Source organism: Streptomyces sp. NPDC126503 (genome assembly GCF_040302405.1).
GTDB classification, from domain to species: domain Bacteria; phylum Actinomycetota; class Actinomycetes; order Streptomycetales; family Streptomycetaceae; genus Streptomyces; species Streptomyces gulbargensis.
The window spans coordinates 57006-74927 of the sequence record NZ_JBEORS010000020.1 but is presented as its reverse complement, the minus strand read 5'-3'; the positions used below and the strand labels follow the sequence as shown (position 1 = coordinate 74927).

The window sequence follows — 17922 nt, the reverse complement described above, 5'->3', positions numbered from 1 at the left end:
GGACGGCCCCGGGAGCGCCGGGCCGGGCGCGTCACATCCAGCCCCGGCTCTTGAACAGCCGGTACAGCCCGAGGACCGTCCCCACCATCAGGACGATCACCACGGGATAGGACCACTCCCAGTGCAGCTCGGGCATGTGGTCGAAGTTCATGCCGTAGATCCCCGCGACCATCGTGGGGACCGCGGCCATGGCGGCCCAGGCGGAGATCTTGCGCATGTCGTCGTTCTGCCGCACGCCCATCTGTGCCAGATGTGCCGACAGCACGTCCGAAAGGAGCCGGTCGAGCCCCTCGACCTGCTCGTTGGCGCGGGTGAGATGGTCGTTGACGTCGCGGAAGAACGGCTGGGAGCGCTCGTTCACGAACGGCACCGTGCCGGCCGTCAGGCGGGACATCGGCCCGGCCAGGGGGCCACTGGCCCGCCGGAACTCGAGGACCTGCCGCTTGGCCGTGTAGATCCGCTCCGCCGTGTTGCCCGCCTTGCCCCCGGTCGGCGCGAACACGTCGGCCTCCAGCTCCTCCAGGTCCACCTGGAGCTCCGCCGCCACGTCGATGTAGTGGTCCACGATCGCGTCGCTCACCGCGTACAGCACCGCCGTCGGACCGTGCCGGAGCACCTCCGGGTCGGCCTCCAGGCGCTTGCGCACGGCGGCGAGGGGGGCGCCTTCGCCGTGCCGGACCGTCACCACGAACGAGTCGCCCATGAAGACCATGAGCTCGCCCGAGGAGACCCGGTCGCTCTCCGGCTCGTAGACCACCGGCTTGAGCACCGCGAACAGGGAGTCGTCGTAGACCTCCAGCTTGGGCCGCTGATGCGCCTTCAGGGCGTCCTCGACCGCCAGCGGATGCAGCGCGAACTCGGCCGTCACGTGGTCGAATTCGGCGTGGGTCGGCTCGTGCAGGCCCACCCACAGGAAGGCGTCGCCCGTCGCCCGCGCCTCGGCGAGGGCCTGCGAGAGGTCGGCGGGGCCGTCGGTACGGCGCCCGTCCCGGTAGAGGGCGGAGTCCACGATCACGCGCCGTATTCTCCCCCGCCCGGTCCCGCCCCGCACTCCCGCCGTGTCCCGTACCGCCTGCCGCGCACCCGTCGCCTCCATCCGTAGCCGTCCGTCCTCCGCCCGTACCCGCGCCTCGCCTCCCCACACCGGGCGGGCCGGCCCCGGGGCCCAGGCCGGGAGCGGTCGCCCCTTCCGTGCCCCGCTCGCGCGGCACGCCGCTTACGCTGGCGGACATGGCCACGCTGATCCTCGTCCGGCACGGACGCTCCACCGCCAACACCTCCGCGGTCCTCGCCGGGCGCACCCCCGGCGTCGCCCTCGACGAGCGCGGGGTCGCGCAGGCCGCCGCCCTGCCCGGCCGCCTCGCGGACGTGCCCCTCGCCGCCGTCGTCTCCAGCCCGCTCCAGCGCTGCCGGGAGACCGTGCGGCCGCTCCTGGACGCCCGGCCCGGTCTGCCGCTCCACATCGAGGAGCGGATCAACGAGTGCGACTACGGCGACTGGTCGGGACGCAAGCTCGCCGAACTGGCCGACGAGCCCCTCATGCAGGTCGTCCAGGCCCACGCCTCCGCCGCCGCCTTCCCCGGCGGCGAGTCCATGCGCGGCATGCAGGCCCGCGCCGTCGAGGCCGTACGCGACTGGAACGCGCGCGTCGAGGCCGAGCACGGCGAGGACGCCGTCTACGCGATGTGCTCCCACGGCGACATCATCAAGTCCCTCGTCGCCGACGCGCTCGGACTCCACCTCGACCTCTTCCAGCGCGTCCACGTCGACCCCTGTTCGGTCACCGTCATCCGCTACACCCGGCTGCGGCCCTTCCTCGTCCGGCTCGGCGACACCGGCGACTTCGCGGCTCTCGCCCCCCGCGAGACGCCCGGCGACGGCGGGGCGGCGGAGGTCGGGGGCGGCGCGGGCGCACCGTGATCCCTTCCCGCAGTAGGGTGGACGCGCCGCTGTAGTACGACGTCGAGACGCAAGGAGCCGGGAACGTGTCCCGTCAGGTGTTCCTCTACGACCCACCGGAGCGTTTCGTGGCCGGTACGGTCGGGCTGCCTGGCCGCCGCACCTTCTTCCTCCAGGCCTCCGCCGCCGGCCGGGTCACCAGCGTCGCCCTGGAGAAGGCACAGGTCGCGGCCCTCGCCGAGCGCATCGACGAACTCCTCGACGAGGTGGTGCGCCGCACCGGGGGCAATGCCCCCGTCCCGGCCGTCGCCCCCACCGACATCGCGGACACCGCCCCCCTCGACGTGCCCGTCGAGGAGGAGTTCCGGGTCGGCACCATGGCGCTCGCCTGGGACGGCGAGGAGCAGCGCATGATCGTGGAGGCGCAGGCGCTCGTCGAACTCGACGCGGACTCCGAGGAGGACCTCGCCGCGGCCGAGGAACGGCTGCTCCAGGACGAGGAGAACGGCCCGCCGATGCTCCGCGTGCGCCTCACCGGAGCCCAGGCGCGGGCGTTCGCGAAGCGCGCCCTGGACGTGGTGAACGCCGGCCGGCCGCCGTGCCCCCTGTGCAGCCTCCCGCTCGACCCCGAAGGCCATGTGTGCCCCCGCCAGAACGGGTACCGTCGCGGAGCATGAGCAGCAGCAGCCCCGAGACCCTGCCGGCCGTCGAACTGCTCGCCCGCGGTGAGCTGACCGTCCGCGGCCGGGTCCGCGAGGCGTCGAACGCGGTGCTGTACTGCTCCGTCGCCCACGAGGGCCGCGAGGCCGCCTGCGTCTACAAGCCGGTCGCGGGGGAGCGGCCCCTGTGGGACTTCCCCGACGGCACGCTGGCGCAGCGCGAGGTCGCCGCCTACGAGATCTCCGAGGCGACCGGCTGGGGCCTGGTCCCGCCGACCGTGCTCCGGGACGGGCCGTACGGCGAGGGCATGGTCCAGCTGTGGATCGAGGCCGACCCCGAGGCGCGGCTCCTCGCGCTCACCGAGGACGCGGAGCCCGGCGAGGGCTGGAAGGCCGTCGGGCCGGCCGAGGTCGGCGAGGGCCGCACCGCGCTCCTCGTCCACGCCGACAGCCCCGAACTGCGGCGGCTCGCCGTTCTGGACGCCGTCATCAACAACGGCGACCGCAAGGGCGGCCACCTGCTGCCCGCCCCCGACGGACGGCTGTACGGCATCGACCACGGCGTCACCTTCCACGTGGACGACAAGCTGCGGACCCTGCTGTGGGGCTGGGCGGGGGAGGAGCTGCCCGCCGAGGCCCTGGAGGTCCTCGACGGCCTCGGCCGTGCCCTGGCCCCGGGGGAGCCGCTCGCGGCGCGGCTGGCCCGGCTGCTCACCGCCGCCGAGATCGAGGCGCTGCGCGCCAGGGTCGGGGCGCTGCGCGAGCACCGGCGGCATCCGGAGCCGTCCGGGCAGTGGCCCGCCATCCCCTGGCCCCCCGTCTGAGCCACGGCACGACGGGCGCGCCGGAGCACGGACCTGACGTACTGCGCGGCGGCCGGCGGGCCGGGCGGCGAGGCGTCCGTCACAGTCGGGCCGGACCGTATTGTTTCGGCCACTTCTCCGGCCGTGGCCTGGGACCCTGGGGGTATGCACGCGCGGCCCTGACGTGCAAGACCGTCTAATCGGTCAAGATCTCCCCTCCGGTTCGTATCCGGAACGGCTGTCCGGTTACGCTCGGGTCATGCATGCCTGGCCCGCTTCTGAGGTCCCCGCCCTTCCCGGCAAGGGCCGCGACCTCCGGATCCACGACACCGCGACCGGCGGACGAGTGACCCTCGCCCCCGGCCCCGTCGCCCGTCTCTACGTCTGCGGCATCACGCCGTACGACGCGACCCACATGGGTCACGCGGCGACCTACAACGCGTTCGACCTCGTGCAGCGCGTGTGGCTCGACACCAAGCGGCAGGTGCACTACGTCCAGAACGTGACGGACGTGGACGACCCCCTCCTGGAGCGCGCGATCCGCGACGGCATCGACTGGACCGGCCTCGCCGAGCGCGAGACCGCCCTCTTCCGCGAGGACATGACGGCCCTGCGGATGCTGCCGCCGCAGCACTACATCGGAGCGGTCGAAGCCATACCCGGCATCGTTCCGCTGGTCGAGCGGCTGCGCGACTCCGGCGCCGCCTACGAACTCGACGGCGACATCTACTTCTCCGTCGAGGCCGACCCGCACTTCGGCTCGGTCTCGCACTACGACTCCGACCTGATGCGCCACCTCTCCGCCGAGCGCGGCGGCGACCCGGACCGTCCGGGCAAGAAGAACCCGCTCGACCCGATGCTGTGGATGGCCGCCCGCGACGGCGAGCCGAGCTGGGACGGCGGCACCCTCGGCCCCGGCCGCCCCGGCTGGCACATCGAGTGCGTCGCCATCGCCCTCGACCACCTCGGCATGGGCTTCGACGTGCAGGGCGGCGGCTCCGACCTGATCTTCCCGCACCACGAGATGGGCGCCTCGCACGCCCAGAGCCTCACCGGCGAGTACCCGATGGCCAAGGCGTACGTCCACGCCGGCATGGTGGCCCTCGACGGCGAGAAGATGTCGAAGTCGAAGGGCAACCTGGTCTTCGTCTCCGCGCTCCGCCGCCAGGGCGTCGACCCGGCCGCCATCCGGCTCTCGCTCCTCTCCCACCACTACCGCGCCGACTGGGAGTGGACCGACCAGGTCCTCCAGGACGCCGTGGACCGCCTCGGCCGCTGGCGCGCCGCGGTCTCCCGCCCCGACGGCCCCTCCGCGGACGCCCTCGTCGAGGAGCTCCGCGAGGCGCTCGCCGATGATCTCGACGCTCCGAAGGCGCTCGCGGCGGTCGACCGCTGGGCCGCGCTGCAGCACGCGGAGGGCGGTACGGACGAGTCCGCGCCCGGTCTCGTCTCCCGCGCCGTCGACGCCCTCCTCGGCGTCGCCCTGTAGGCCGACCCCCGGCCGGTTTCCGGTCCGGACACGGAGGAGGGGGCGCCCCGACCGGGGCGCCCCCTCCTCTCGTACCGTCACTCCTCCTCGGAGCCGCCGTCCTCGCCGTCCGGCCGGGGCCGGCCGTCCGGGCCGGCCTGGTCGCCCTGGTCGTCCTGGGCCGTCTCGGCCGGCGACTCGACGCCCGGTACGGCCTCCGGCCCCGGCTGGTCCGGCTTCGGCGGGCGGGTGCGCCCTCCGGCCGCGTCCCGGAGGTACGACGTGTCGCCGCCCTCCGTGGCCACCCCGGGGCCAGGACCGGGAGCGCCGGGGCCCGCACCGGGGTCGCGCCGCCGCAGATAGCGCTCGAACTCCCGGGCGATGGCCTCGCCCGAGGCCTCCGGCAGCTCGGCGGTGTCCCGCGCCTCCTCCAGCGTCTGCACGTACTCGGCGACCTCGCTGTCCTCGGCCGCCAGCTGGTCCACGCCCAGCTGCCAGGCCCGCGCGTCCTCCGGCAGCTCACCCAGCGGGATGCGCAGCCCGATGAGGTCCTCCAGGCGGTTCAGCAGCGCCAGCGTCGCCTTCGGATTCGGCGGCTGCGACACGTAGTGCGGCACCGCAGCCCACAGGCTCACCGCGGGTACGCCCGCGTGGGTGCACGCCTCCTGGAGGATGCCGACGATGCCCGTCGGGCCCTCGTACCGGGTCTCCTCCAGGTCCATCGTCCGCGCCAGGTCCGGATCGGAGGTCACCCCGCTGACCGGCACCGGACGGGTGTGCGGGGTGTCGCCCAGCAGCGCGCCGAGGATCACCACCATCTCCACGCCCAGCTCGTGGGCGAAGCCCAGCAGCTCGTTGCAGAAGGACCGCCAGCGCATCGAGGGCTCGATCCCCCGCACCAGCACCAGGTCACGGGGCTTGTCCCCGCCGACCCGCACCACGGAGAGCCGGGTCGTCGGCCAGGTGATCTTCCGGACACCGTTGTCCAGGAAGACCGTCGGCCGGTTCACCTGGAAGTCGTAGTAGTCCTCGGCGTCGAGCGCCGCGAAGACCTCGCCCTTCCATTCCCGGTCCAGATGGGCGACCGCGGTGGAGGCGGCGTCGCCGGCGTCGTTCCAGCCCTCGAACGCGGCCACCATGACCGGGTCGATCAGCTCGGGAACCCCCTCGAGCTCGATCACCCAGCGCCTCCTTTTCGAAGTTCCTGTCGTACGGACCAACCTTACGGCTTTCCGGCGGCCCGCCCGCAGCCCCCGGACTTCCCCGCAGGCCCGTGCGGCCTTGATCGGCTACCCAGGATCGGGCCGCCGCACACGGCACGCCCGAGGGGCGGCCCCTCCAGGAGGAACCGCCCCTCGGCGCACGGGAGTTACGGGACGTCACTTCCGCAGCATCGACTCGACCCCGGCGCGGATCTCGTCCGTCGCGAGACCCCGGATGGTCAGCGTCGTACGGCGGCGCAGCACGTCGTCCGCCGTCTCCGCCCACTCGTGGTCCCGGGCGTAGGCGACCTGCGCCCAGATCTCCGGGGCGTCGGGGTGGATCCGGCGGGCCAGCTCCGGGTTCTCGTTCGCCATGCGGGCGATCTCGAAGGAGAGCGAGCCGTAGTGCGTCGCCAGGTGCTTGGCGGTGTCGGCGGCCATCCGCGGACCGGGCGCCGGACCGTCCACGAGCAGCCGGTGCGCGACCGCGTTCGGGTTGGCGATGCCGGGCAACGGCAGCCGCTTGGGCAGCGTGGCGACCGGCTCGTAGTCCTCGCCGAGCGGACGGCCGGGCAGCGACTCCAGCTTCTTCATGATCGTGCGGCCGATGTGGCGGAAAGTGGTCCACTTGCCGCCGGCCACCGACAGCATCCCGCCGCGGCCCTCGGTGACGACCGTCTCGCGCTTGGCCTTGGAGGTGTCGCCGGGCCCGCCCGGCAGCACCCGCAGACCCGCGAAGGAGTACGTGATCAGATCGCGCGAGAGCTGCTGGTCGCGGATGGAGAAGGCGGCCTCGTCGAGTATCTGGGCGATGTCCTTGTCGTTGACCGCGACCTCGGCCGGGTCGCCCTCGTACTCCTCGTCGGTGGTGCCGAGGAGCAGCATGTCCTCCCAGGGGAGGGCGAAGGTGATCCGGTACTTGTCGATCGGGGTGGCCAGCGCCGCCTTCCAGGGGGAGGTGCGCTTGAGGACGAGGTGCGCGCCCTTGGACAGACGGATGGACGGGGCCGCGTTCGGGTCCTCCATCCGGCGCAGGTGGTCCACCCACGGGCCGGTGGCGTTGAGCACCAGCCGGGCCGAGACGCCGAACTCGTCGCCGGAGAGCCGGTCCCTCAGCTCCGCGCCGGTGACCCGGCCGCGGGTGAAGCGCAGTCCGGTGACCTCGGCGTGGTTGAGGACGACCGCGCCGGCGTCGACGGCGGCCCGGACGGTCATCAGGGCCATGCGCGAGTCGTTCATCTGGTCGTCGCCGTAGACGGCCACGGCCTTGAGGTCGTCCGTCCGCAGCTCCGGCACGTCCTGCGCGGCCTTGGCGGGGGAGAGGAGGTGGCCGACGCCGTCGCCGAAGGCGGAGAGCGCGGAGTACGCGAAGACGCCGGCGCCCAGCTTGGCGGCGCCGTGCGGGCCGCCCTTGTAGACGGGCAGGTAGAAGGTGAGCGGGTTGGACAGGTGGGGGGCCACCTGGCGGGAGACCGCCCGCCGCTCGAAGTGGTTCTCGGCGACGAGCTTCACCGCGCCGGTCTGCAGGTAGCGCAGGCCGCCGTGGAGCAGCTTGGAGGAGGCCGAGGAGGTGGCGCCGGCGAAGTCGCCGGCGTCCACCAGGGCCACCCGCAGACCGGCCTGCGCGGCGTGCCAGGCGGTGGAGATCCCCAGGATGCCGCCGCCGATCACCAGGAGGTCGTACGTCGCCTTGGCAAGCTGCTCTCTGGTCTCGGCGCGGGTCGGGAGCGAACCGGCGGCGGGGCGTGCTCCGAGGGCGGGAACGGTCTGCGGGGTGGTCATCTCGAATTACTCCTCGTCAGTTCTCTTCTTCGAGCCAGCCCATGGAGCGTTCAACGGCCTTCAGCCAGCTCTTGTACTCGCTGTCACGCTTCTCGGCGTCCATGCGAGGGGTCCATTCGGCCGCGCGGCGCCAGTTGGCGCGCAGGGCGTCGGTGTCCGGCCAGAAGCCGACGGCCAGGCCGGCGGCGTAGGCGGCGCCGAGGCAGGTGGTCTCGGCGACCATGGGGCGCACCACGGGGGCGTCCAGGAAGTCCGAGAGGGTCTGCATCAGCAGGTTGTTGGAGGTCATGCCGCCGTCGACCTTCAGCGCGGTCAGTTCGACGCCGGAGTCCTTCGTCATGGCGTCGGTGATCTCGCGGGTCTGCCAGGCGGTGGCCTCCAGGACGGCGCGGGCGATGTGCGCCTTGGTGACGTACCGGGTGAGACCGGCGATGACACCGCGGGCGTCGGAGCGCCAGTAGGGGGCGAAGAGGCCGGAGAAGGCCGGCACGAAGTAGGCGCCGCCGTTGTCCTCGACCGAGGAGGCGAGGGTCTCGATCTCGGCGGCGGACTTGATCAGGCCCATCTGGTCGCGCATCCACTGGACGAGCGAGCCGGTGACGGCGATCGAGCCTTCCAGGGCGTAGACCGGCTTCTGGTCGCCGATCTGGTAGCCGACCGTGGTCAGCAGGCCGCTGTAGGAGTTGATGATCTTGTCACCGGTGTTCATCAGCATGAAGGTGCCGGTGCCGTACGTGGACTTGGCCTCGCCCTCGGCGAAACAGGTCTGGCCGAAGAGGGCGGCCTGCTGGTCGCCGAGCGCGGAGGCGACCGGGATGCCGTCGAGGACGCCGCCCTTGACCGTGCCGTACACCTCGGCCGAGGAGCGGATCTCCGGCAGCACGGCGGCCGGGATCTCCATCGACGACAGGATGCGCTCGTCCCAGGCCATGTCGTGGAGGTTCATCAGCATGGTGCGGGAGGCGTTGGTGACGTCGGTGACGTGCACGCCGCCGTCGACACCGCCGGTGAGGTTCCAGATGACCCAGGAGTCCATGGTGCCGAAGAGGATCTCGCCGCGCTCGGCGCGCTCGCGCAGGCCCTCGACGTTGTCCAGCAGCCAGCGGACCTTGGGGCCGGAGAAGTAGCTCGCCAGCGGCAGGCCGGTCTCGCGGCGGAAGCGGTCCTGGCCGACGTTGCGGCCGAGCTCCTTGCAGAGGGTGTCGGTGCGGGTGTCCTGCCACACGAGGGCGTTGTGGACGGGCTCACCGGTGTTCCGGTCCCAGAGCAGGGTGGTCTCGCGCTGGTTGGTGATGCCGATGGCCTTGACGTCGGCGGAGGTGATGCCCGCCTTGTCGAGGGCGCCCGCGACGACCTCCTGGACGTTGGCCCAGATCTCGGCGGCGTCGTGTTCCACCCAGCCCGGCTTGGGGAAGATCTGCTCGTGCTCCTTCTGGTCGACCGAGACGATCCGGCCGTCCTTGTCGAAGACGATGCAGCGGGAGGAGGTGGTGCCCTGGTCGATGGCCGCGATGAAGGGGCCCGCGGTGTGTGCGTCGGTCACGATGTGCTCCAAGGGAAGTCTGGAAGAGGACGGCTCAGGCGAACGCGAGGGAGTAGATACCCGCGGCGAGGGCTCCACCGATCAGCGGTCCCACGACCGGGACCCAGGCGTAGCTCCAGTCGGAGCCGCCCTTGTTCGGCAGCGGCAGCAGGGCGTGCACGACGCGCGGACCGAGATCGCGGGCCGGGTTGATCGCGTAACCGGTCGGACCACCGAGCGAGAGGCCGATCGAGACCACGACGAAGGCCGTGATCAGGGCGCCGAGGACGCCGAGGCCCTTGCCGCTGTCGTTGAGGCCCTGCGTGAGCACGGCGAGGACCAGGACGACGGTGCCGATGATCTCGGTGGCGAGGTTCTGCCAGGCGCTGCGGATCTCGGGCCCGGTGGAGAAGATGCCCAGCACCGGGCCGGGGCCCTCGATCGGCTTCTCGCCGACGGTCTCCGGGTCGGTGAGGTGGGCCCGGAACTGTCCGTAGTACGCCACCCAGACCAGCGCTGCACCGATCATCGCGCCGAGGAACTGGCCGGCGAAGTAGACGGGGGCGTGGCTCCAGTCGCCGTCCTTGAACGCGATGCCGACCGTGACGGCGGGGTTCAGATGGGCTCCGGAGAGGGAAGCCGTCATGTAGACGGCCGTCATCACGGCGAAGCCCCACCCGAAGGTGATCGCGAGCCAGCCCGCACCCCGGGCCTTCGAGCTCTTGAGCGTCACGGCGGCGCAGACACCACCGCCGAGAAGAATGAGTACGGCGGTACCGATGGTCTCGCCGAGGAAGATGTCGGAGCTGGACACCCGCGACTCCTTTGTCCTTCGTCCAGGGGGAAGGCGAACTCCGGGTTTCTCCGGTGGTCCGCGCCCTCGTGGGAGGGCGTTTCCGGCCCTTGGCACTGCCACACTCTAACGTGTATTGCCGGTAGCTGTTCGACAATGCCGACCGATGAACGGAAGTTTTGCCCCCGGGTTAACAGCGCGTCAAGGCCCTGGGAAGGGAAAAACCCGCCGATAACGCGATCGTTACCGGCGGGTTCGAGACAGTGGTCCGCAGCGTACGGGGGCGGTCGCTCCGCGTGTCAGAAGCGGCGGGCCCCCAGGTCCCGGGAGACCGCGCGGGCGCAGTCCCGCACCGCCGCCACCAGCTCGGGACGCAGTTCCCCGTCCGGACACACCCGCTCCACGGCGCCCGTGACCGCCACCGCACCCACCGGCATCCGCCGCCGGTCGTGGACCGGCGCGGCCACCGAGGCCACGCCCTCCCAGGTCTCCTCCACGTCCGCCGCCCAGCCCCGCGCCCGGGTCATGTCGAGCAGCTCCTCGAAGGACCCCAGCTCCGTCGTCGTACGGGGCGTGAACGCCTCCCGCTCCGCCTCCACGGCCTCGCTGTGCGCCACCGGGTCGTACGCGGACAGGACCTTGCCCAGGGCCGTGGAGTGCAGGGGCTGCATGGCCCCCACCTCCAGGACCTGGCGGCTGTCGTCGGGCCGGAAGACGTGGTGCACGATCAGCACGCCCTGCTGGTGCAGCACGCCCAGGTGCACGCTCTCGCCGCTGGACCGGGCCAGGTCGTCCGTCCAGACCAGCGCCCGGGCGCGCAGCTCGTGCACGTCCAGGTAGCTGTTGCCGAGCCGCAGCAGCTCCGCGCCCAGCTGGTACCGGCCCGAGGCCGGCTCCTGCTCCACGAAGCCCTCCGCCTGGAGGGTGCGCAGGATGCCGTGGGCCGTCCCCTTGGCCAGTCCCAGAGAGGACGCGATGTCGGACAGGCCGAGCCGGCGCTCGCCGCCCGCGAGCAGTCGCAGCATCGCCGCCGCCCGTTCAAGCGACTGGATGTTCTTCGCCATCGCCCGGCCCTTCTCCCTCATCGTGCTGTTCGACAATGCTGAACACTATCGGTCCATGCCGACCTTGCGTCACACCTGACAGTGTCGGTGAAGAAGGGGCCGTACCGGGAGTCCTCGCACACAGGATGCCGTCCGCCTCGTGGGACGCCGTGTCCACCCCGGGCCGCTCGCGGTTACGCTGACCCCGTGCACGCTCCTCCGAGCGGGCAAAGCCGACAGCCGTCGCATCCCAGGGAGCACATCCATGGCCTCGTTGCCGACCCCTTCCGCCGACAGCCGCAACCGTGCCGAGACGCTCCGCGCGGCCCTCGCGAGCCGCGTCGTCGTCGCCGACGGCGCCATGGGCACCATGCTCCAGGCCCAGGACCCCACCCTCGAGGACTTCCAGAACCTCGAAGGCTGCAACGAGATCCTGAACGTCACCCGGCCCGACATCGTCGCCTCGGTCCACCGCGAGTACTTCGCCGCCGGCGTCGACTGCGTCGAGACCAACACCTTCGGCGCCAACCACTCCGCCCTCGGCGAGTACGACATCTCCCCGCGCGTCCACGAGCTGTCCGAGGCCGGCGCCCGCATCGCCCGCGAGGTCGCCGACGAGGTCACCGCCGCCGACGGCCGGCAGCGCTGGGTCCTCGGCTCCATCGGTCCCGGCACCAAGCTGCCGACCCTCGGCCACGCCCCGTACACCGTCCTGCGCGACGCCTACCAGCAGAACGCCGAGGGCCTGCTCACCGGCGGCGCCGACGCCCTGCTGATCGAAACCACCCAGGACCTCCTCCAGACCAAGGCCTCCGTCATCGGCGCCCGCCGCGCCCTCGACGCCCTCGGCGCCGACGTCCCGGTCATCGTCTCCGTCACCGTCGAGACCACCGGCACGATGCTCCTCGGCTCCGAGATCGGCGCCGCCCTGACGGCGCTGGAGCCGCTCGGCATCGACATGATCGGCCTGAACTGCGCCACCGGCCCGGCCGAGATGAGCGAGCACCTGCGCTACCTCGCCCGCCACTCGCGCATCCCGCTGTCCGTGATGCCCAACGCGGGCCTGCCCGTCCTCACCGCCGACGGCGCCCACTACCCCCTGACCCCCGCCGAGCTGGCGGACGCCCAGGAGACCTTCGTCCGCGAGTACGGGCTCTCCCTCGTCGGCGGCTGCTGCGGTACGACCCCGGAGCACCTGCGGCAGGTCGTGGAGCGCGTCCGCGACCTCACCCCGGCGCCGCGCGACCCGCGTCCCGAGCCGGGCGCGGCCTCGCTGTACCAGACCGTGCCGTTCCGCCAGGACACCTCGTACCTGGCGATCGGCGAGCGGACCAACGCCAACGGGTCGAAGAAGTTCCGCGAGGCGATGCTGGAGGGCCGCTGGGACGACTGCGTCGAGATGGCGCGCGACCAGATCCGCGAGGGCGCGCACATGCTCGACCTGTGCGTGGACTACGTGGGCCGCGACGGCGTCGCCGACATGGAGGAGCTGGCCGGACGCTTCGCCACCGCCTCCACCCTCCCCATCGTCCTGGACTCCACCGAGGTGGAGGTCATCCGCGCCGGCCTGGAGAAGCTCGGCGGCCGGGCCGTCATCAACTCCGTCAACTACGAGGACGGCGACGGCCCCGAGTCCCGCTTCGCCAAGGTCACCCGCCTTGCCCAGGAGCACGGCGCCGCCCTCATCGCCCTCACCATCGACGAGGAGGGCCAGGCGCGGACGGTCGAGAAGAAGGTCGAGATCGCGGAGCGGCTCATCGCCGACCTCACCGGCAACTGGGGCATCCACGAGTCGGACATCCTCATCGACACCCTCACCTTCACCATCTGCACCGGCCAGGAGGAGTCCCGCAAGGACGGCATCGCCACGATCGAGGCGATCCGCGAGCTGAAGCGCCGCCACCCGGACGTGCAGACCACCCTCGGCCTGTCCAACATCTCCTTCGGCCTCAACCCGGCCGCGCGCATCCTGCTGAACTCCGTCTTCCTCGACGAGTGCGTCAAGGCGGGCCTGGACTCCGCCATCGTCCACGCGAGCAAGATCCTCCCGATCGCCCGCTTCGACGAGGAGCAGGTCACCACCGCGCTGGACCTGATCTACGACCGGCGGGCCGAGGGCTACGACCCACTCCAGAAGCTGATGGCCCTCTTCGAGGGCGCCACCGCCAAGTCCCTCAAGGCCGGCAAGGCCGAGGAGCTCCTCGCCCTGCCCCTGGAGGAGCGCCTCAAGCGACGGATCATCGACGGTGAGAAGAACGGTCTGGAGGCCGACCTCGACGCCGCCCTGGAGACGACGCCGGCGCTCGACATCGTCAACAAGACGCTGCTCGACGGCATGAAGGTCGTCGGCGAGCTGTTCGGCTCCGGCCAGATGCAGCTGCCGTTCGTCCTCCAGTCCGCCGAGGTCATGAAGACGGCCGTCGCCCACCTCGAACCCCACATGGAGAAGTCGGACGACGAGGGCAAGGGCACGATCGTCCTCGCCACCGTCCGCGGCGACGTCCACGACATCGGCAAGAACCTCGTCGACATCATCCTCTCCAACAACGGCTACAACGTCGTCAACATCGGTATCAAGCAGCCCGTCTCCGCCATCCTCGAAGCCGCCGAGGAGCACCACGCCGACGTCATCGGCATGTCCGGCCTGCTGGTGAAGTCCACGGTGATCATGAAGGAGAACCTGGAGGAGCTGAACCAGCGCGACCTGGCCGCGAAGTACCCGGTCATCCTCGGCGGCGCCGCCCTCACCCGCGCCTACGTCGAACAGGACCTCCACGAGATCTACCAGGGCGAGGTCCGCTACGCCCGCGACGCCTTCGAGGGGCTGCGCCTCATGGACGCCCTGATCGCCGTGAAGCGCGGCGTCCCCGGAGCCGTACTCCCCGAGCTGAAGCAGCGCCGGGTCGCCAGGGGCTCCGCCGCGCTCCAGGTGGACGAGCCGGAGCCCGGCGGCCGCTCGGACGTGGCCACCGACAACCCGGTGCCCACCCCGCCGTTCTGGGGCACCCGCGTGGTCAAGGGCATCCCGCTCAAGGACTACGCCTCGTGGCTGGACGAGGGCGCCCTCTTCAAGGGGCAGTGGGGCCTCAAGCAGAGCCGGGCCGGGGACGGACCGACGTACGAGGAGCTGGTGGAGACCGAGGGCCGGCCCCGGCTGCGCGGCTGGCTGGACCGCCTCCACACCGACAACCTGCTGGAGGCGGCCGTCGTCCACGGCTACTTCCCGTGCGTCTCCAAGGGCGACGACCTGATCATCCTGGACGAGGCGGGCAACGAGCGGACCCGCTTCACCTTCCCGCGCCAGCGCCGCGGGCGCCGCCTCTGCCTGGCCGACTTCTTCCGCCCGGAGGACTCCGGCGAGACCGATGTCGTCGGCCTCCAGGTCGTCACCGTCGGCTCCCGGATCGGTGAGGCCACCGCCGAGCTGTTCGCCTCCGACTCCTACCGCGACTACCTGGAGCTCCACGGCCTGTCCGTGCAGCTGGCGGAGGCCCTCGCCGAGTACTGGCACGCGCGGGTCCGCGCCGAGCTGGGCTTCGCCGCCGAGGACCCGGCGGACGTGGCGGACATGTTCGACCTCAAGTACCGGGGTGCGCGCTTCTCCCTCGGCTACGGCGCCTGCCCCGACCTGGAGGACCGGGCGAAGATCGCGGAACTGCTGCGCCCGGAGCGGATCGGGGTGCACCTCTCGGAGGAGTTCCAGCTCCACCCCGAGCAGTCCACCGACGCCATCGTGCTCCACCACCCCGAGGCGAAGTACTTCAACGCGCGCTGAGGCCCCCGAGCCGCCCGGGGCGGCTCGCGGCAGCCCCCTTCGCCCGCGCGGGCGCAAATACCGGCGCACGCGCGGGCGGCGACGTACACTGGTCGGTCCAGTGCAGGCCGGTCCTTCTCCCCGTCCCGGGGGAGCGGGGGCCGGCCTTCTCGTCCCTCCATGGAGGTGTGCCGGATGACCAGTACGGTCCCCGCGTCCCTGTTCCGTCCGAACGGAAGCTCCGCCCTGCAGGCGGTCTTCCTCGACATGGACGGCACCCTCGTCGACACGGAGGGCTTCTGGTGGGACGCCGAGGTGGAGGTCTTCGCCGATCTCGGCCACCGGCTGGACGAGGCCTGGCGGGACGTCGTGGTCGGCGGCCCGATGACCCGCAGCGCCGGCTACCTCATCGAGGCCACCGGCGCCGACATCACCCTGGAGGAGCTGACGGTCCTGCTCAACGACAGGTTCGAGCAGCGCATCGCCCGGGGCGTGCCCCTCATGCCGGGCGCCGAGCGCCTCCTGACCGAGCTCGCCCGGCACGACATCCCCACCGCCCTGGTCTCCGCCTCCCACCGGCGGATCATCGACCGGGTCCTCGCCTCGCTCGGCCCGGACCGTTTCACCCTCACCGTCGCCGGCGACGAGGTCGCCCGGACCAAGCCGCACCCGGAGCCGTACCTGACGGCCGCCCGTCGCGTCGGCGCCGATCCGGCCCTGTGCGCCGTCGTGGAGGACACCGCGACGGGCGTGGCCGCCGCCGAGGCCGCCGGATGCCGGGTGGTGGCCGTCCCCTCCGTCGCCCCCATCCCGCCGCTGCCCGGCCGGGTCGTGGTGCGCTCCCTCGAAGAGGTCGACGTACCGTTCCTGCGCACGCTGATCACGGGAATCTGAGCATTTCCTGAGGCTTACCCGTGGTACCGGCGGCACGTGGGATTCCCGCATTCCCGTACCAAAAACGATCAGGCCATTCACCGTGAACGCGCCACGTGACCTTCGTCACGCAGCGTGCTCGGCGGTGGGTGGCCTGATCCCGTTCCCCGTCCGAAAAGCGGGCGCGGAGCGACCCCATGTGTCCCGTTTCGATCACCGGCGTCCGCATCGCACCCCCGCATGACTATCGACCGCCGCGCATTCATGATCACCCTGCGATTACCCCCGCACCGGGCCCCCGGTCCGGCAATACCCCTGCGGCGCACTAATCTTTCGCGAGTACTTCGCCGCATAACCGCGTGCACCGGCGCACACCCACACCGCCGTGAACACAGGAACGATCGCACATCCCGGCCCGATCGCTCCCGCCCCGACCGGGCGGCCGGCGGCGGAGTGTCCACAGACCGCTGTACCCCCGTGCCGGGTGAGGAGAACGTCCCTGATGAACCGCAAGACCTTGGTGATGCCGGCCGTGGCCGGACTGCTCGCCCCCCTCCTCGCCGCCTGCGGCGCCTCGGAGGAGAGCAGAGCCATCGTCGTCGGTACCACGGACCAGTTCACGGCCACCGAGGACGCCCCCGCCCCCCTCGACCCGGCCTTCGCCTACGACACCGGCGCCTGGAACATCCTGCGGCAGACCGTCCAGACCCTGCTGCACGTGCCGCGCGGCGGCGGCGAGCCCGTCCCCGAGGCGGCCCGGAGCTGCGGCTTCACCGACAAGGTCAGCGAGAGCTACCGCTGCACCCTGCGCTCGGGCCTCACCTTCGCCGACGGCACCCCCGTCACCGCCGAGGACGTCAAGTACTCCGTCGAGCGCGTCCTGAAGATCAAGTCGGACAACGGCACCGCGGCCCTGCTCTCCAACATCGACACCGTCGAGACCAAGGGCGACGAGGTCGTCTTCCACCTCAAGACGCCCGACGCCACCTTCCCGTACAAGCTCTCCACCCCCGTCGCCGGCATCCTCAGCAAGGACAAGTACGCCGCCGACAAGCTCCGCGACGGCTTCGAGGTCGACGGCTCCGGCCCCTACACCATGAAGGCCGAGCGCGACGGCGAGAAGGCCACCCGCTTCGTCTTCACCAAGAACCCGCGCTACAAGGGCGACATCACCCTGCGCAACGAGCGGGTCGAGCTGCGCACCTTCGGCGACGCGGGCACCATGGGCGCCGCCCTGGAGAGCAAGGACATCGACATGATGGCCCGCTCGCTCTCCCAGGAGCAGATCAAGGACCTGACCGAGACCTCCCGCGACGACATCCACGTCACCGAGGTGCCCGGCCTGGAGATCCGCTACCTCGGCTTCAACACCAAGGACCCCTCCGTCCAGGAGAAGGCCGTCCGCCAGGCCATGGCCGCCGTCATCGACCGCGGCGCCCTCGTCGACCGGGTCTACGGCCCCACCGCCGAGCCGCTCTACTCGCTGATCCCCACCAGCATCACCGGCCACGCCACCCCCTTCTTCGACGTGTACGGAGAGCCCGACACCGCCCGGGCCGCCAAGCTCCTCAAGGACGCCGGCGTCCCGACCCCGGTCAAGCTGACCCTCCACTACACCACCGACCACTACGGCGCCGAGACCGCCCAGGAGTTCGAGGCGCTCAAGAACCAGCTCGTCGCCACCGAGCTCTTCGACGTCACCGTCAAGGGCGCCGAGTGGTCCCGGTTCCGCACCGCTCAGAAGCGCGGCGACTACGCCGTCTACGGCCTCGGCTGGTTCCCCGACTACCCGGACCCCGACAACTACATCGCGCCCTTCCTCGACCGCGACAACTTCCTGAACTCCCCGTACGTCAACAAGGTCGTCCGCGACCAGCTCATCCCGCGGTCCCGCCGGCAGGCCGACCGCAACGCCGCCACCCCCGTCTACGGGCAGATCCAGAAGATCGTCGCCCAGGACGTGCCCGTCCTCCCCCTGTGGCAGGGCAAGCAGTACGTCGCCTCCCGCGCCGACGTCACCGGAGTCGAGTACGCGCTCAACACCTCCTCCGACCTGCTGCTCTGGGAACTGGGCCGCGGCACCGCCTGACCCCTTCGTTGTTCCGGCCGCGCACCGCGCGCGGC

General features: G+C 71.6%; 13 protein-coding genes. 7 read left to right on the top strand and 6 right to left on the bottom strand.

Annotated elements, in window-relative coordinates:
* Positions 1–31 precede the first annotated feature (31 nt).
* Positions 32–1024 carry a magnesium and cobalt transport protein CorA gene (locus tag ABTY40_RS23715; RefSeq protein WP_352061401.1) on the bottom strand — a complete coding sequence of 331 codons (993 nt, stop codon included), beginning with the start codon at positions 1022–1024 and terminating at the stop codon, positions 32–34.
* A 206-nt stretch (positions 1025–1230) separates the two neighbouring features.
* Between ABTY40_RS23715 and ABTY40_RS23710 the strand changes: the two genes are divergently transcribed.
* The 4 genes from ABTY40_RS23710 to mshC all read left to right on the top strand — a co-directional run bounded on the left by ABTY40_RS23710 (position 1231) and on the right by mshC (position 4850).
* Positions 1231–1920, top strand: coding sequence for a histidine phosphatase family protein (locus tag ABTY40_RS23710; protein WP_345282472.1), 690 nt, complete (start codon positions 1231–1233; stop codon positions 1918–1920).
* A gap of 65 nt (positions 1921–1985) precedes the next feature.
* Positions 1986–2576: a DUF3090 domain-containing protein gene (locus ABTY40_RS23705; protein WP_352061356.1), complete on the top strand. Its 591-nt coding sequence runs from the start codon at positions 1986–1988 to the stop codon at positions 2574–2576.
* Positions 2573–3382: an SCO1664 family protein gene (locus tag ABTY40_RS23700; RefSeq protein ID WP_352061355.1), complete on the top strand. Its 810-nt coding sequence runs from the start codon at positions 2573–2575 to the stop codon at positions 3380–3382. Before ABTY40_RS23705 ends, ABTY40_RS23700 begins: the two co-directional genes overlap by 4 nt.
* A gap of 238 nt (positions 3383–3620) precedes the next feature.
* Positions 3621–4850, top strand: a complete 1230-nt coding sequence (gene mshC / locus ABTY40_RS23695) for a cysteine--1-D-myo-inosityl 2-amino-2-deoxy-alpha-D-glucopyranoside ligase (protein ID WP_352061354.1) — start codon at positions 3621–3623, stop codon at positions 4848–4850.
* Between the two features lie 77 nt (positions 4851–4927).
* Here the strand turns inward: mshC and ABTY40_RS23690 are convergent, their stop codons facing one another.
* The 5 genes from ABTY40_RS23690 to ABTY40_RS23670 all read right to left on the bottom strand — a co-directional run bounded on the left by ABTY40_RS23690 (position 4928) and on the right by ABTY40_RS23670 (position 11213).
* A complete protein-coding gene (locus ABTY40_RS23690) occupies positions 4928–6010 on the bottom strand; it encodes a PAC2 family protein (RefSeq protein ID WP_352061353.1) in 1083 nt (360 codons plus the stop codon).
* 198 nt (positions 6011–6208) lie between these two features.
* Positions 6209–7813, bottom strand: a complete 1605-nt coding sequence (locus ABTY40_RS23685) for a glycerol-3-phosphate dehydrogenase/oxidase (RefSeq protein ID WP_352061352.1) — start codon at positions 7811–7813, stop codon at positions 6209–6211.
* A 16-nt stretch (positions 7814–7829) separates the two neighbouring features.
* Entirely contained in the window at positions 7830–9356 is a 1527-nt protein-coding gene (gene glpK / locus ABTY40_RS23680; protein WP_345282461.1) for a glycerol kinase GlpK, read from the bottom strand.
* A gap of 34 nt (positions 9357–9390) precedes the next feature.
* Positions 9391–10149, bottom strand: coding sequence for an MIP/aquaporin family protein (locus ABTY40_RS23675; protein ID WP_352061351.1), 759 nt, complete (start codon positions 10147–10149; stop codon positions 9391–9393).
* A 278-nt stretch (positions 10150–10427) separates the two neighbouring features.
* Positions 10428–11213: an IclR family transcriptional regulator gene (locus tag ABTY40_RS23670; protein WP_352061400.1), complete on the bottom strand. Its 786-nt coding sequence runs from the start codon at positions 11211–11213 to the stop codon at positions 10428–10430.
* Positions 11214–11436: 223 nt separating this feature from the next.
* Between ABTY40_RS23670 and metH the strand changes: the two genes are divergently transcribed.
* The 3 genes from metH to ABTY40_RS23655 all read left to right on the top strand — a co-directional run bounded on the left by metH (position 11437) and on the right by ABTY40_RS23655 (position 17887).
* On the top strand, positions 11437–14946 hold the full coding sequence (metH, locus tag ABTY40_RS23665; RefSeq protein WP_352061350.1) for a methionine synthase: 3510 nt from the start codon (positions 11437–11439) through the stop codon (positions 14944–14946).
* Between the two features lie 174 nt (positions 14947–15120).
* The gene (locus tag ABTY40_RS23660) at positions 15121–15819 is read left to right on the top strand and encodes an HAD family hydrolase (RefSeq protein WP_352061349.1); all 699 of its coding nucleotides are present in this window, start codon (positions 15121–15123) and stop codon (positions 15817–15819) included.
* Between the two features lie 481 nt (positions 15820–16300).
* A complete protein-coding gene (locus ABTY40_RS23655) occupies positions 16301–17887 on the top strand; it encodes an ABC transporter substrate-binding protein (RefSeq protein ID WP_352061348.1) in 1587 nt (528 codons plus the stop codon).
* Positions 17888–17922 lie beyond the last annotated feature (35 nt).